Consider the following 14114-nt stretch of genomic DNA (forward strand, 5'->3'; position numbering starts at 1 on the left):
ATGGGCAAGCACCTGGTCATCGTAGAATCGCCCGCCAAGGCCAAAACCATCAAGAAATACCTGGGCAAGGACTTCGAAGTCCTGGCCTCGTACGGCCATGTCCGCGACCTGATCCCCAAGGAAGGCGCGGTCGACCCCGAGCACGATTTCTCGATGCGCTATGAGATCATTCCGCGTAATCTCAAACATGTCGACGCCATCAGCAAGGCGCTCAAGCAGGCCGACGACCTGTTTCTCGCCACCGACCCCGATCGCGAGGGCGAGGCGATCTCCTGGCATCTCTACGAGATCCTGCGCGAGCGCGGGCAGCTCAAGGACAAGGCCGTGCATCGCGTGGCTTTCTACGAAATCACCCGTCAGGCGGTCAACGACGCCATCAGCAACCCACGCGCCCTGTCCGCGGACCTGATCGACGCCCAGCAGGCCCGGCGCGCATTGGATTACCTGGTCGGCTTCAATCTCTCACCGCTGCTGTGGCGCAAGATCCGCCGTGGCCTGTCAGCCGGACGCGTGCAAAGCCCCGCCTTGCGCATGATCGTGGAGCGCGAGGAAGAGATAGAACGCTTCGTGCGCCAGGAATATTGGACCGTGGACGCCCATGTGTCGCGCGAGGAAACGCCGTTCAGCGCTCGCCTGACCCACGTACAGGGCCGCAAGCTCGGCCAGTTCGATATCGGCGATGCCGACAATGCCGCACAAACCCGCGAATCCCTGCTTGCCGCCGCGGCGGGAAGCCTGACCGTCGCCAAGCTGGAGAAGAAGCAACGCAAACGCAATCCCGCACCGCCGTTCACCACCTCGACGCTGCAACAGGAAGCTGCGCGAAAGTTGGGTTTCAGCACGCGCAGAACCATGCAGGTGGCGCAAAACCTGTACGAAGGCATCGACCTGGGTACGGGCCCCATCGGCCTGATCACCTACATGCGTACCGACTCGGTGAACCTTGCCGACGAGGCCGTGACCGAGATTCGCGCCCTGATCGGCGAGCGCTATGGCCAGGCCGCGCTTCCCGCCACGCCGAACCGCTATCGCACCAAATCCAAGAATGCGCAGGAGGCCCACGAGGCCGTGCGCCCGACCTCGGCCGCGCGCCTGCCCGAGGAACTGAAATCCCGGCTCACCCAGGATCAGTTCCGCCTGTATGAGCTGATCTGGAAGCGCACCGTGGCCAGCCAGATGATTCATGCCACGCTGGACACGGTCAGCGCCGATCTCGAAGGCGGCCGAGGCAATGTCTATCGCGCCACCGGATCGGCCCTGCGCGACCCGGGCTTCATGGCCGTCTACCGCGAAGGACTGGACGACGCCGAGCAAGAGAACGACAACCGCCTGCTGCCACCGATGGCCGAAGGCGAAACCCTGACCCTCAAGGACATCGCCACCGAGCAACATTTCACCGAACCGCCGCCGCGCTACAGCGAGGCGAGTCTGGTGAAGGCGCTGGAAGAGCACGGCATTGGCCGCCCGTCGACCTACGCCGCCATCATTTCCACCCTGCTCAGCCGTGAATACGTCGAACTGGAAAGCCGTCGCTTCACGCCGACCGACGTTGGTCGCGTGGTCAACCGTTTCCTGACCCAGCACTTCACGCAGTACGTCGACTACGATTTCACCGCGCGCATGGAGGATTCGCTCGACGAGATCTCCCGCGGGGAGAAGCACTGGGTGCCGGTACTGCGGGACTTCTGGGACAACTTCCACGCCCTGGTCGAGGATCGCGCGCAAACCGTCACCCGCGACGAGGCCCTGCAGGCCCGGGATCTCGGTATCGACCCGGCCAGCGGCAAACCCGTCAGCGTGCGCATGGGACGCTACGGGCCCTTCGCCCAGATCGGCAGCCGCGAGGATGAAGACAAGCCTCGCTTTGCCGGGCTGCGCCCGGGGCAGAAAATGGACACCGTCACGCTCGAAGAGGCGCTCAAGCTTTTCGAGCTACCACGCCAGCTCGGCGAAACCGCCGACGGGCTCGCGGTCAGTGCCAACATCGGCCGTTTCGGCCCGTACGTGAAGTACGGCAGCAAGTACTGTTCGCTCAAGGGCGACGACGATCCCTACACCGTCAACCTGGAGCGTGCGCTGGAGCTGATTGCCGAGAAGGAGCGCCTGGAGGCGGAACGCGTCATTCATCGATTCGAGCGCGAAGAGGCCGCGACCATCGAGGTCCTGCGCGGTCGATACGGCCCTTATATCACTGACGGCGAGCGCAACGCGCGCATCCCCAAGGATGTCGAGCCCGAACAGCTCGACCTCGCGACCTGCGAAGCCTTGCTCGCAGCGGCCCCGCCCAAGAAATCACGGCGTGGCACCGCCAAGACCAAGGCCGCGGCACCCAAAAAGGCGGCGCCGAAAAAGAAGGCCGCGAGCACCAAGAAAGCCGCCACGCCCAAGGCTACCGCCAAGCGCAAATCGACGACGGCGGACAAAGCCAAGACCGGAACCGCGGCCCGCCAACGCTAGATCATGAGCGAATCGAAGTCGCCCTGCGGTTCCGAGGCGCTGGCCGAGGCCGTACGAACCCTCCATACCGGCGGCCTCGTGGCCTACCCTACGGAAGCGGTGTATGGCATCGGCTGCGACCCCGCCGACGACACGTCCCTGGCACGCCTTCTCGCCCTGAAACGGCGCCCAGCCGGCAAAGGGCTGATCCTGATAGCGGCCGATGTCGGCCAGCTGGGTACGTGGATGGGCGAACTGCCAACCGACGTCCGCGAGCGCATGCTCAAAAGCTGGCCCGGCCCGGTGACCTGGATCGTGCCGCCGGGGCCGGCGGTCACTCCCCTGCTGCGGGGCGATCACGACGGCGTCGCAGTGCGGGTAACCGACCATCCGCTGGCGGCCGCGCTCTGTCGCGCTTTCGGCGGCCCGGTCGTTTCCACCAGCGCGAACACCAGCGGCGAACCGCCGGCGCGCGACCTGGCCACCCTGCGCGCCCAGTTCGGAACAGGTATCGATTATTATCTGGACGGCCCGCTTGGAGGTCGCGATCGCCCCAGCCAAATCCGCGATGCGCTCACCGGCGCGATCCTCCGGCACTGAGGAGCCGTCACATGCCATCATCCATCGCACCCGATATCGCGGCCATCCGCGATTACCTGCTCACCCTGCAGGACACCATCTGCGGCGCGCTCGAACGGGAAGATGGCATCTCGCGCTTCGCCACGGACGACTGGACCCGTCCAAGCGGCGGCGGCGGACGGACCCGCGTCCTCGCCGGAGATGGGCTGTTCGAACAGGCTGGCGTGAACTTCTCGCACGTGCAGGGCGACCGCCTGCCGCCCTCGGCCAGTGCGCACCGCCCCGAGCTGGCCGGACGCTGCTTCCAGGCGCTCGGCCTCTCTCTGGTCATCCACCCACACAATCCCTATGTCCCCACTTCCCACGCCAACGTGCGCTGCTTCGTCGCCGAGCGCGAAGGCGAGAACCCGATCTGGTGGTTCGGCGGCGGTTTCGACCTGACGCCCTACTATGGCTTCGACGAGGACTGCCTGCACTGGCACCGCACCGCGCAGGCGGCCTGCGCGCCGTTCGGCGAGGACATCTATCCCCGTTACAAGGCCTGGTGCGACGAGTACTTTTACCTGCGCCACCGCGACGAGCCTCGCGGTATCGGCGGGCTGTTCTACGACGACCTCAACAGCGGCAACGCCGAGCGCGATTTCGCCTTCATGCGCAGCGTCGGCGACCATTACCTGCAGGCCTATCTGCCGATCGTGCAACGCCGCAAGGACACGCCCTACGGCGAACGCGAGCGCGACTTCCAGCTCTACCGCCGCGGCCGCTATGTGGAGTTCAATCTGGTCTACGACCGAGGTACCCTGTTCGGCCTGCAGTCGGGCGGCCGCACCGAATCGATCCTGATGTCGCTGCCGCCCGAAGTGCGCTGGCGCTATGCCTGGACGCCCGAGCCCGGCAGCCCCGAAGCCCGCCTGTACGAGCGCTACCTCCACCCGCGCGACTGGTTGACCGAAAAGCCCTGAAGCACGCACAGGAAACCTGACATGAGCGAACCCGCCCGCTATCCGCTGACCCGCCCGCGCCGCATGCGCCGCGACGACTTCTCCCGCCGCATGATGCGCGAAAACCGCCTGGCGGCCGACGATCTCATCTACCCGGTATTCGTGCTCGAGGGCCGCGGCCGCCGCGAGGCGGTCGCCTCGATGCCCGGGGTCGAGCGTCTGTCCGTCGACCTGCTGGTCGAACGCGCTGCCGAGGCCGCTGAACTCGGCATCCCGGCGCTCGCGCTGTTCCCGGTCACCCCGCCGGAGCACAAGAGCCTGGACGCCGCCGAGGCCTACAATCCCAAGGGCCTCGCCCAGCGCGCCGTGCGCGCGCTCAAGTCGGCCGTGCCGGAGCTCGGCATCGTCACCGACGTGGCGCTCGACCCCTTCACCAGCCACGGTCAGGACGGCCTGCTCGACGATTCGGGTTACGTGCTCAACGACGAAACGGTGGAAGTGCTCGTACGCCAGGCGCTGTCCCACGCCGAAGCGGGCGCCGAGGTCGTCGCCCCCTCCGACATGATGGACGGCCGCATCGGCCGCATCCGCGAGGCACTCGAGGCCGCCGGCCATGTCCACACCCGCATCCTCGCCTACTCGGCCAAGTACGCCTCCGCCTTCTACGGCCCGTTTCGCGACGCCGTGGGCTCGGCCGCCAATCTCGGCAAGGGCAGCAAGTCGACCTACCAGATGGACCCGGGCAACGGCGACGAGGCCCTGCGCGAGACCGCACTCGACATCGCCGAGGGCGCCGACATGGTCATGGTCAAGCCGGGCCTGCCGTACCTCGACGTCGTCCGCCGCGTGAAGGAAACCTTCGCTATGCCGACCTTCGTCTACCACGTCAGCGGCGAGTACGCGATGCTCAAGGCCGCGGCCCAGAACGGCTGGCTGGACGAACGCGCCTGCGTGCTGGAGACCCTGCTGTCGATGAAGCGTGCCGGCGCCGACGGCATCCTCACCTACTACGCCATGGACGCGGCCCGCTGGCTCAGGGAAGCCCGCTGACAACGCGCGCATGACCGGAGCAACCGATCAGTACGCGGTGATGGGGCACCCCGTCGCGCACAGCCTGTCGCCGCGCATCCACCGCGCGTTCGCGGCGCAGACCGGGCAGGCGCTCGAATACACCGCCATCGAGGCACCGCTGGACGGCTTCGCCGCTGCGGTCGCGCGCTTTCGCGAGGCCGGCGGACGCGGCCTCAACGTGACAGTCCCGTTCAAGGAGGAGGCCTGGCGCCTGGCCGACGCGCTCGGCGAGGCCGCGCGGGCCGCCGGTGCGGCCAACACCCTCACGCTGGACGCCGCCGAGGGCATCCGCGGCGACAACACCGACGGCGTCGGTCTGCTCACGGACCTCGCGGCCAACCTGGGGCTTGCGCTCACCGGCCGCCGCATCCTGCTGCTGGGCGCAGGCGGGGCAGCCAGAGGCGTCGCCGGCCCCCTGCTCGACCAGGCCCCCGAGCTGCTGCTGGTCGCCAATCGCGGTGCCGAACGCGCGACGCGGCTGGCCGCCGACTTTTCCGCCCGAGGCCCGATCCGGGGCGCGGCCCTCGACGCACTGGCCGGCGAAACCGCCTTCGACCTCATCGTCAACGCCACGGCGGCCAGCCTGAGCGGCAGCGCGATCGATCTGCCCGAAGGGTTGATCGGCGAGAGCACCGTGGCCTACGACATGGTCTATGCCGCGGCAGCCACCCCGTTCATGCGGTGGGCCACCTCACGCGGCGCCCTGCACGCGGTGGACGGACTCGGCATGCTGGTCGAGCAGGCGGCGGAATCCTTCCGCATCTGGCGCGGCGTCCGCCCGCAGACGCCACCCGTCATCGCCGACTTGCGCGCCTTTCTTGGCGGCGCCTATGCTTGAGGCGACGGAGCTTTCCGCGATACAGACCCGATTCCTCTGGAGAACGACCCATGACGCTGCGTAGACTGGTTCCCGTAACGGCCGTGATGTTCACGCTCGGTCTTGCGGGCTGCACGACCAACCCCTACACCGGACAGCAGGAAGCGAGCCGGACCGCCATCGGTGCGGGCATCGGTGCCGTGGCCGGCGCCATCCTCGGCAACAACCTCGGCAAACCGGGCCGCAACACCGCACTCGCCGCGACGCTCGGCGCCATCGCCGGCGGCTCGGTGGGCTACTACATGGACCGCCAGCAGGCGGAGCTGCGCCAGCAATTGCAGGGCACCGGCGTCAGCGTGACGCGCAGCGGCAACAACATCATCCTGAACATGCCGGGCGACATCACCTTCGCCACCAACCAATACCAGATCGCCTCGCATTTCTACCCGGTGCTCAATTCCGTGGTCAAGGTGTTACTGCATTATCCGAAAACGGCCGTCGACGTTGCCGGCTATACCGACAGCACCGGCACCGCCGCCTACAACCAGCAGCTCTCGGTCAAGCGTGCGCAGTCGGTGGCCGACTACCTGGTCGCCCAGGGCGTGCAGGCTCAGCGTCTGCAGGCCGTCGGCTACGGCGAGGCCAACCCGATCGCCTCCAATGCCACCGCACAGGGCCGGGCAATGAACCGCCGCGTCACCATCACCCTGGTGCCAATCACCCAGCCTCCGCAGGGCTGAGAAGCGCGCACGGCGCGGCGGCATCGGCCGCCGCGCCGTCGATGTGCTAGCGCATCGTGACCAGCTCTTCGGCACTGGTCGGGTGGATCGCGACGGTGTCGTCCAGATCCTGCTTGGTCGCGCCCATGCGGATCGCGACCGCGAAACCCTGCAGCATCTCGTCCGCGCCCGGGCCGATGATGTGGCAACCGACCACCTTCTCGCGCGCACCCACGGTGACGAGCTTCATCGCGGTCTTCACCGGATGATCGGTCATCGCGTGGTACATCGAGGTGAAGCTGGTCTGGTAGATCTTGACCGCCTCGCCGTGCAGCTCGCGCGCCTCGTCCTCGGTGAGCCCTACGGTGCCGATCGGCGGGTGGGTGAACACCACCGTGGCGATGTTCTCGTAGTCGAGCCGGCGCGCCTTCTGTCCGCCGAACAGCCGGTCGGCGAGCCGCCGCCCGGCCGCAATGGCGACCGGGGTCAACTCCACGCGCCCGGTGATGTCGCCGATCGCGTAGATACCCGCCACGTTGGTGTTCTGGTAGGCATCCACCGCCACGTGACCGTGCTCGTCCTGAATCACGCCGATCGCCTCAAGGCCCAGCTCGGTCACCGCCGGGCGGCGCCCGATCGCCCACAGCACGGACTCGAAACCGCCCGATATGCGGCCGTCGGCGCAATGCAGCGACAGCCGTCCGTCGTCGTCGCGCCGCAGCGACTCGATGCGTGCACGCGGAAACACGGAAACGCCGGCCTCCAGCATCGCCTCGGTCAGATGTTCGCGCAGCAGGTTGTCGAAGCGGCGCAACAGATGTTCGCCGCGAAGATACAGCGAAACATCCGTGCCCAGGGCATTGAGCAGACCGGCCAGTTCGACGGCGATATAGCCGGAGCCGACCACGGCCACGCGGCCGGGCAGGTGGTCGAGTTCGAAGAAACCGTCCGAGGTGATACCGAGATCCGCGCCTTCGATTTCCGGCATCACCGGCTCTCCGCCGGTGGCCAACACGACGTGGTCGGCGGTATAGCGGATGCCGTCCACCTCGACCGTGCGCGCATCGACCAGACGCGCGTGACCGCGTATGAGCGCAACGTCGGAATCGTCCAGGTAGGTGACGTACCAACCGTTGATACCGCTGATATAGGCATCTCGCTTGGCCTTGAGTTCGGCCCAGTCGAAGGTCGTTTCGCCGACCGAAAAACCATAGCCGGGCGCGTCCTTGAGCGCATGCGCGAGGCTGGCGCCGTACCACATCACCTTCTTGGGCACGCAGCCGACGTTGACACAGGTGCCGCCCAGGCGGCGCGATTCGACCACCGCGCAGCGCGCCCCGTAGCGGGCCGCACGCTCGGCTACCGACAGCCCGCCGCTGCCGCCACCGATGGCGATCAGATCGAAATGCCGCGGTTCGTTACTCATCTTTGCCTCCATCCGGGTGTGAATGCGCGCACTTTACGCCGATCCGCCGGCCGGTGAAGTGCGGCGCTTGATTTTGGGGGTTCGACGGTGCGAAAGTCATGCGCCATGGCCGACACCAACCCACTCCTCGCCGCGCTCAGACCGGGACACCCCCTGCGCGAACGTCTGTGGCAGTACGCACTGCTGGTGCGGGCCAATCGCCCGATCGGCGCGCTGCTGCTCGTCTGGCCGATGCTGTGGGCGCTTTGGATCGCCGCCGAAGGCCGCCCAGATCCCTGGGTGCTCGTCGTGTTCCTGGCCGGCACCTGGGTGATGCGCTCCGCCGGCTGCGCGATCAACGACTACGCCGACCGCGACTTCGACGGTCATGTCGCCCGTACCCGCCAGCGCCCGCTGGCCGCCGGCCACATCCGCCCCATCGAGGCGATCGGCGTGTTCCTGGCACTCAGCCTGACCGCCTTCCTGCTGGTACTGAGCATGAACAGGGAGACGGTCTACCTCTCCTTCGCCGGGGTCGCGCTGGCGGCGAGCTATCCCTTCATGAAGCGCTTTCACCACCTGCCCCAGGTGCATCTCGGCGCGGCCTTCGGCTGGGCGGTGCCCATGGTCTGGACCGCGCAGACCGGCGCATGGCCCGGCCCGCTCGCCTGGCTGATCTTCATCGCCGCGGTACTGTGGGCGACCATCTACGACACCCTGTACGCCATGGCCGACCGCGAGGACGATCTCAAGATCGGACTCAAGTCGACGGCCATTCTGTTCGGCGACGCCGACCGTCTGATCATCGGCGTGTTGCAGGTGATGATGATGGCCACGCTATTCCTGATCGGCCGCGATGCGCATCTCGGTTGGCCATACGACCTGTCATTGGTCGTCGCCGCGGGCATGTTCGTCTATCAACAGCTGCTGATCGCCTACCGCGTGCCCGAGTTCTGCTTGCGTGCCTTCATGAACAACAACGGCTTCGGCTTCGCCGTATTCGCCGGCGTCGCCCTGTCCTATCTGCTGCGCGCCTGACCGGCGCGCGCAATGCTCCATACCTCCACCGAAGCCGCGCCCGCCCGCAGTAACACCCTCGCCAGTTCGTCGACCGTGGCCCCGGTGGTCATCACGTCGTCGACAACGGCGACCGCGCCGCTCAGACGGCAGCCTCCGCGCATGGCGAATACGCCGCGCACGTTTGCCCGCCGCCGCTTGGCCGGCAACGACATCTGCGGCGCGGTCGCCCGCAGCCGCCGTACGCAATCGACCTCGAGCCGCGAGCCGAAGGCACGCGCCAACGGACGGGCCAGCTCGACCGACTGATTGTACCCGCGCCCACGCAGGCGCCGGGGATGCAGCGGCACCGGTATCAGAACCGGCGGCGGCGCCCGTCCATCTGCCCGCGCCGCGCGTACCAGCAATTCACCGAGCAGACGCGCATTCGCGAGCCGCCCGCGAAACTTGAATTCGGCGATCAGCCGATCGACCGGTGGCGCGTAGCGGTAGGGCGCGTACACCGTGGCATAGGCCGGCCGCCGGCGCAGGCAACGCCCGCAAAGCCCGCCGGCTGCCCTCTCGGGCAGGGGGCGGCCGCAACCTGGGCAGCCCCGCTGCAAACGCGGCAGGTCGGCGCGGCAGCCCGCGCACAGATCCAGACCGTCGGCGCCGGCATCGCCGCATAGCGCGCAGACGGGTGGATACAATGCCGCCAGCCAGCGCACGAAGCGACGCTCCATCACCCTATTCATGCCGCTCCCCAAGTTGACATGCCCTCGCCGCCCGGTAGACTGGCCCGTCAGCCGCCGCAGCAGGTAGCATCCGCCATGACCGAGGCTCCCGCCACGCCGAAACCGATCACGGGACGCTCCGCGCGCAACGCGGCGACCCTGTTCAACTATGGCAACATCGTGGCCTTTCTGCTGCCGTTTCCGCTGGTGATCTTCTGGTTCGGCGCCTCGATGTTCATCTATGCCATGAACCGCCAGCATCCCAACCCGCGGGTCGGCCACTACACCCAGATCGCCGCCTACCGCTTCTATGCCATGACCGGATTCCTGATCGTCGCCGGCACCTATTTCCCGCCCAAATTGATGCACTTCCTGATCTACTGGGGTGTGTCCGCGGCTATCATGATTCCCTGGTCGATCATCGACCTCATCCGTATCCACCGGGAGCGCTGGGAGGACATTCCGCGCACGCCCGCCACATCCAGGCCCGAATGACATGAGCGCAATCCGCCACGACTGGACGATCGAAGAAATCGAAGCCCAGTTCGACCGCCCCTTCAACGACCTCCTGTTCGCCGCCCAGCAGACCCATCGCGCGCACTTCGACCCCAATGCAGTGCAGATCAGCAGCCTGCTGTCGATCAAGACCGGGGCCTGCCCCGAGGATTGCGCCTACTGCCCGCAGAGCGCCCACCACCACACCGAGCTCGAACGCGAACGTCTGCTGCCGCTTGACGAAGTCGTCGCCGAGGCCCGCGCCGCCAAGGCCAATGGCGCGACCCGCTTCTGCATGGGCGCGGCCTGGCGCAATCCCACCGACCGCAACCTCGACCGCGTGGCCGAGATGGTCGAGGCCGTGCGCGCGGAAGGACTGGAAACCTGCGTCACCCTCGGCATGCTCGAGGCCCGTCAGGCCGAACGGCTCAAGAACGCCGGCCTCGACTACTACAACCACAACCTCGACACCTCGCCGGAATTCTACGGCAAGATCATCACCACCCGCGTCTATCAGGACCGCCTGGACACCCTGGCACGCGTGCGCGAGGCGGGTATCAACGTGTGCACCGGCGGCATCGTCGGCATGGGCGAATCGCGCCGCGACCGCGCCCGCCTGCTACAGCAGCTCGCCAATCTGCCGCAACACCCCGAATCGGTGCCGATCAACAACCTGGTGCAGGTGGAAGGCACGCCGCTGCATGGCGTCGAGGCACTCGATCCGCTCGAATTCGTGCGCATGATCGCCGTCGCCAGACTGACCATGCCGACAAGCCACGTGCGCCTGTCGGCCGGACGCCTGGACATGAGCGACGAGCTGCAGGCTCTGTGCTTCCTCGCCGGCGCCAACTCGATTTTCTACGGGGAAAAGCTGCTGACCACCGACAACCCGGAATCGCAGCGCGATCAGGCCCTGTTTCGCCGCCTCGGCATCCATGCCGCGCAGCCCCATAGCGCGCAGGGCGAAACCGGCAACGCCCCCGCCCGCCACACCTGACGCGTGATCAATCTCGGTGAACGACTTGCCGCCCGCCGGGCGGCCGGCCGACAGCGCTTCCGGCGCCTGGTCGAAAGTCCGGCGGGTCCGCTGCAGAAAATCGACGGGCGCGAAATCCTCGCCTTCTGCAGCAACGACTACCTTGGCCTTGCCAATCATCCCGAGGTTGCCGCCTCGCTGCGCGAGGCCACGCACCGCTACGGCAGCGGCAGCGGCTCCGCACACCTGATCAATGGCCACACCCACGCCCACCATGCACTCGAGGAGGCGCTGGCCGAGTTCACCGGCCGTCCCCGCGCGCTGCTGTTTTCGACCGGTTACATGGCCAATCTCGGTACCGTGGGCGCACTACTGGGTCGTGGCGACTGCCTGATCGAGGACCGCCTCAACCACGCCTCGCTAATCGACGCCGGCACCCTGTCCGGCGCCAAGCGCCTGCGTTACGCGCATGCCGATGTCGAAGCCGCCACCCGCCAGCTCGCCCGCGCGAGCGGCGAGACCCTGCTCGTCACCGATGGGGTATTCAGCATGGACGGCGACATCGCGCCGTTGCCTGCGCTCGCGCGGGCCGCCCGCGCCCACGATGCCTGGCTCATGGTCGACGATGCCCACGGCATCGGCGTACTCGGGCCCGGCGGGCGCGGCAGCCTGGCGCACTTCGGACTCGGACTCAACGACGCACCGGTGCTGATGGGCACGCTCGGCAAGGCGATCGGCACCGCGGGCGCCTTCGTCGCCGGTGACGAGGATCTGATCGAATACCTGATCGGCGCGGCACGCACCTATCTGTTCACCACCGCGATGCCCGCCGCCATCGCCGAGGCAACGCGCACGGCGCTTTCGCTGGCCTCGCGCGAAGACTGGCGACGCGAACACCTGCAAGCGCTCATTGCCCGCCTGCGCAACGGCGCCGAGGCGCTCGGCCTGGCACTGATGCCCTCGCAGACGCCGATCCAGCCCTTGCTGATCGGCGACAGCGCACAGGCCCTGGCGGCCGCGGACGCGCTCTGGGAACATGGCGTCCTGGTGCCCGCCATCCGGCCGCCGACGGTGGCTGAAGGCCAGGCGAGGCTGCGCATCACACTGAGTGCCGCGCACGAATCGGCACATGTCGATCGCCTGCTGGAGGCTCTGGCCGCGACACAGGCGGTCCTCGCGGCACAGACGCCGGCCTGAAGGCGCGGCGCCTTATAGGACGCCACGCTGGGCGAGCGACACCACCGCGTCGCCGACCACCAGATGGTCGAGCACGCGCACGTCGACCAGCGCGAGCGCGTCTCGAAGACGGCGGGTGATGGCCTCATCGGCGGCACTCGGCTCGGCCACCCCGGAGGGGTGATTGTGCGCGAGGATCAACGCGGCGGCGTTATGGTGCAATGCGCGCCGGACCACCTCGCGCGGGTGCACGCTGGCGCCGTCGATGGTGCCCTGGAACAGCTCCTCGTAGGCCACCACTCGGTGGCGGCCGTCGAGAAAGACGCAGGCGAAAACCTCGCTGGGACGGTCGCGCAGCCGCGCAGCCAGGTATCGGCCTGCCGATTCTGGACTCTCGATCGCCTCACCCCGCGCCAGCTCCTCCCACAGATGTCGGCGGCCCATTTCCAGCACGGCCTGCAACTGCGCGTATTTGGCCTCGCCCAGGCCGTTGCCGCGGCAGAACACCTCACGCGGCGCCGCCAACAGCGGTCTCAAACCGCCGAATTCGGCCAGCAGCTCGCGAGCCAGATCCACCGCACTCTTGCCCGCCACGCCGGTACGCAGGAAGATCGCCAGCAGCTCGGCATCGCCGAGCGTCCCGGCGCCGCGCGCGAGCAGTTTTTCCCGCGGACGCTCGCCCGCCGGCCAGTCCTTGATGCCCATGCTGCCCCCATCCTCGCCCTGTCACGCAAGAAGTCTAGACGAGGCACGGCCGCGACACGGCCGCGAAGGCCACAGGCGGCCGTGCGTCAGTAGCGCCCGTGGGTCTGGGTGATGTAGTTGTTCATTTCGAGGTGTTGCTGGTTCATGCGCTTGAGCACCGCATGTCCCAGCCGGACGATCGCACGCATGACGTGATAGACCACATGCGGATGCGTTTCGATGAGCGATTCGAAGGGCGCCCGTTCCAGCGACAGCAGCACGGTATCCTGTTCCGCGATCAGCGTCGCCGAGTGGGGCGCGCCATCGACAAACCCCATTTCGCCGCACAGGCCGCCCGGACCCATCACGTGCAGCAGCAGTGGCTCGCCCATGGCGGCCTCCTGGACGACCTTGACCCGGCCCTGGGCCACCAGATACACGGTCTGATCGGTTTCGCCCTCGCGGATCAACACGCCACCCGCTTCAAGCCGCCGCAGACCCATGATGTTTTCGAGCACTTCGCAATCGCCAGCGGTCAAATCCTGCGCCAATGGCGAGTCCTTGATGAAATCGAGCAAATGCATATTTTCGGGGACCACGATTACACTACTCCTTATAGGTGGTTATGGGGGTTTGCCATCACCCAATCCCACTGTAACCGCAGATAGACCACACAACCAGTGCAGGCGTTCAACATGCGCTACCCGCCACGTTTGTTTTCCCTCGTGCATCCCGTTCTGCCCACTCTGGCAACCGGCGCGCTGACGATCTTGCTGCTGGCGGGCTGCGTACCGCTGGCTCCGGTCGGCCCCGGTCGGGCAGCCGTCTATGTCCGCATCGGTCCGCCACCGCCACCTTACGAAGTGGTATTGCCGCGTCCCTATGCCGGCGCGGTCTGGATACCGGGACGCTGGATCTGGAGCGGCCGCTGGCAGTGGCGAGGTGGCTACTGGGCCAGACCGCCGTACCCGCATGCCCGCTGGGCGCCCGGGCGCTGGGAACGCCATGGCGAGGACCGCTGGTTCTATCACCGGGGACATTGGCACCGCTGAACGGCGACGCACGCGCATTTGTTACACTGCGCG

Annotated in this window: 15 protein-coding genes; 11 read left to right on the forward strand and 4 right to left on the reverse strand. The window is 67.3% G+C overall.

Annotated features, from left to right (window positions below):
* The 6 genes from THPRO_RS12680 to THPRO_RS17440 are packed head-to-tail and all read left to right on the forward strand — an operon-like array spanning position 1 to position 6584.
* Complete coding sequence (locus tag THPRO_RS12680) at positions 1 to 2457, forward strand: DNA topoisomerase I (RefSeq protein ID WP_065089712.1); 2457 nt, start codon at positions 1 to 3, stop codon at positions 2455 to 2457.
* A gap of 3 nt (positions 2458 to 2460) precedes the next feature.
* On the forward strand, positions 2461 to 3036 hold the full coding sequence (locus THPRO_RS12685; RefSeq protein WP_038090196.1) for an L-threonylcarbamoyladenylate synthase: 576 nt from the start codon (positions 2461 to 2463) through the stop codon (positions 3034 to 3036).
* Positions 3037 to 3047: 11 nt separating this feature from the next.
* Complete coding sequence (gene hemF, locus THPRO_RS12690; protein ID WP_038090197.1) at positions 3048 to 3977, forward strand: oxygen-dependent coproporphyrinogen oxidase; 930 nt, start codon at positions 3048 to 3050, stop codon at positions 3975 to 3977.
* 21 nt (positions 3978 to 3998) lie between these two features.
* Positions 3999 to 5006 (forward strand): porphobilinogen synthase, encoded by a 1008-nt coding sequence (gene hemB, locus THPRO_RS12695; protein WP_038090199.1) that lies wholly within the window; start codon positions 3999 to 4001, stop codon positions 5004 to 5006.
* Positions 5007 to 5016: 10 nt separating this feature from the next.
* Positions 5017 to 5865: a shikimate dehydrogenase gene (gene aroE, locus THPRO_RS12700; protein WP_038090201.1), complete on the forward strand. Its 849-nt coding sequence runs from the start codon at positions 5017 to 5019 to the stop codon at positions 5863 to 5865.
* Positions 5866 to 5915: 50 nt separating this feature from the next.
* Complete coding sequence (locus THPRO_RS17440; protein WP_082954644.1) at positions 5916 to 6584, forward strand: OmpA family protein; 669 nt, start codon at positions 5916 to 5918, stop codon at positions 6582 to 6584.
* 46 nt (positions 6585 to 6630) lie between these two features.
* Here THPRO_RS17440 and gorA read toward each other — a convergent pair whose 3' ends face one another.
* The gene (gene gorA, locus THPRO_RS12710; protein ID WP_038090334.1) at positions 6631 to 7989 is read right to left on the reverse strand and encodes a glutathione-disulfide reductase; all 1359 of its coding nucleotides are present in this window, start codon (positions 7987 to 7989) and stop codon (positions 6631 to 6633) included.
* Between the two features lie 105 nt (positions 7990 to 8094).
* Here gorA and ubiA point away from each other — a divergent pair, with 105 nt between their 5' ends.
* Positions 8095 to 9006: a 4-hydroxybenzoate octaprenyltransferase gene (ubiA, locus tag THPRO_RS12715; RefSeq protein WP_065089713.1), complete on the forward strand. Its 912-nt coding sequence runs from the start codon at positions 8095 to 8097 to the stop codon at positions 9004 to 9006.
* Here the strand turns inward: ubiA and THPRO_RS12720 are convergent.
* Positions 8988 to 9719, reverse strand: a complete 732-nt coding sequence (locus THPRO_RS12720) for a ComF family protein (RefSeq protein WP_065089714.1) — start codon at positions 9717 to 9719, stop codon at positions 8988 to 8990. The two genes, ubiA and THPRO_RS12720, sit on opposite strands and share 19 nt — an antisense overlap.
* Positions 9720 to 9794: 75 nt before the next feature.
* On the opposite strand from THPRO_RS12720, the gene THPRO_RS12725 reads away from it, so the two are divergent.
* Genes THPRO_RS12725 through bioF form a run of 3 tightly spaced genes read left to right on the forward strand, consistent with a single transcriptional unit; the run spans position 9795 to position 12366 of the window.
* Positions 9795 to 10193, forward strand: coding sequence for a hypothetical protein (locus THPRO_RS12725; RefSeq protein WP_038090203.1), 399 nt, complete (start codon positions 9795 to 9797; stop codon positions 10191 to 10193).
* A 1-nt stretch (position 10194) separates the two neighbouring features.
* Positions 10195 to 11190 carry a biotin synthase BioB gene (gene bioB, locus THPRO_RS12730; RefSeq protein ID WP_038090206.1) on the forward strand — a complete coding sequence of 332 codons (996 nt, stop codon included), beginning with the start codon at positions 10195 to 10197 and terminating at the stop codon, positions 11188 to 11190.
* Positions 11191 to 11193: 3 nt separating this feature from the next.
* Positions 11194 to 12366, forward strand: a complete 1173-nt coding sequence (gene bioF, locus THPRO_RS12735; protein WP_065089715.1) for an 8-amino-7-oxononanoate synthase — start codon at positions 11194 to 11196, stop codon at positions 12364 to 12366.
* Positions 12367 to 12378: 12 nt separating this feature from the next.
* On the opposite strand, the gene radC is transcribed toward bioF, so the two are convergent.
* Together radC and THPRO_RS12745 are read right to left on the reverse strand one after the other, a co-directional pair.
* Complete coding sequence (radC, locus tag THPRO_RS12740) at positions 12379 to 13050, reverse strand: RadC family protein (protein WP_065089716.1); 672 nt, start codon at positions 13048 to 13050, stop codon at positions 12379 to 12381.
* 86 nt (positions 13051 to 13136) lie between these two features.
* On the reverse strand, positions 13137 to 13628 hold the full coding sequence (locus THPRO_RS12745; RefSeq protein ID WP_145930859.1) for a Crp/Fnr family transcriptional regulator: 492 nt from the start codon (positions 13626 to 13628) through the stop codon (positions 13137 to 13139).
* Positions 13629 to 13724: 96 nt separating this feature from the next.
* On the opposite strand from THPRO_RS12745, the gene THPRO_RS12750 reads away from it, so the two are divergent.
* Positions 13725 to 14081, forward strand: a complete 357-nt coding sequence (locus THPRO_RS12750) for a hypothetical protein (protein WP_065089871.1) — start codon at positions 13725 to 13727, stop codon at positions 14079 to 14081.
* Positions 14082 to 14114 lie beyond the last annotated feature (33 nt).

The sequence above is a fragment of the Acidihalobacter prosperus genome (assembly GCF_000754095.2).
In the GTDB taxonomy this organism is placed as follows: Bacteria; Pseudomonadota; Gammaproteobacteria; order DSM-5130; family Acidihalobacteraceae; genus Acidihalobacter; species Acidihalobacter prosperus.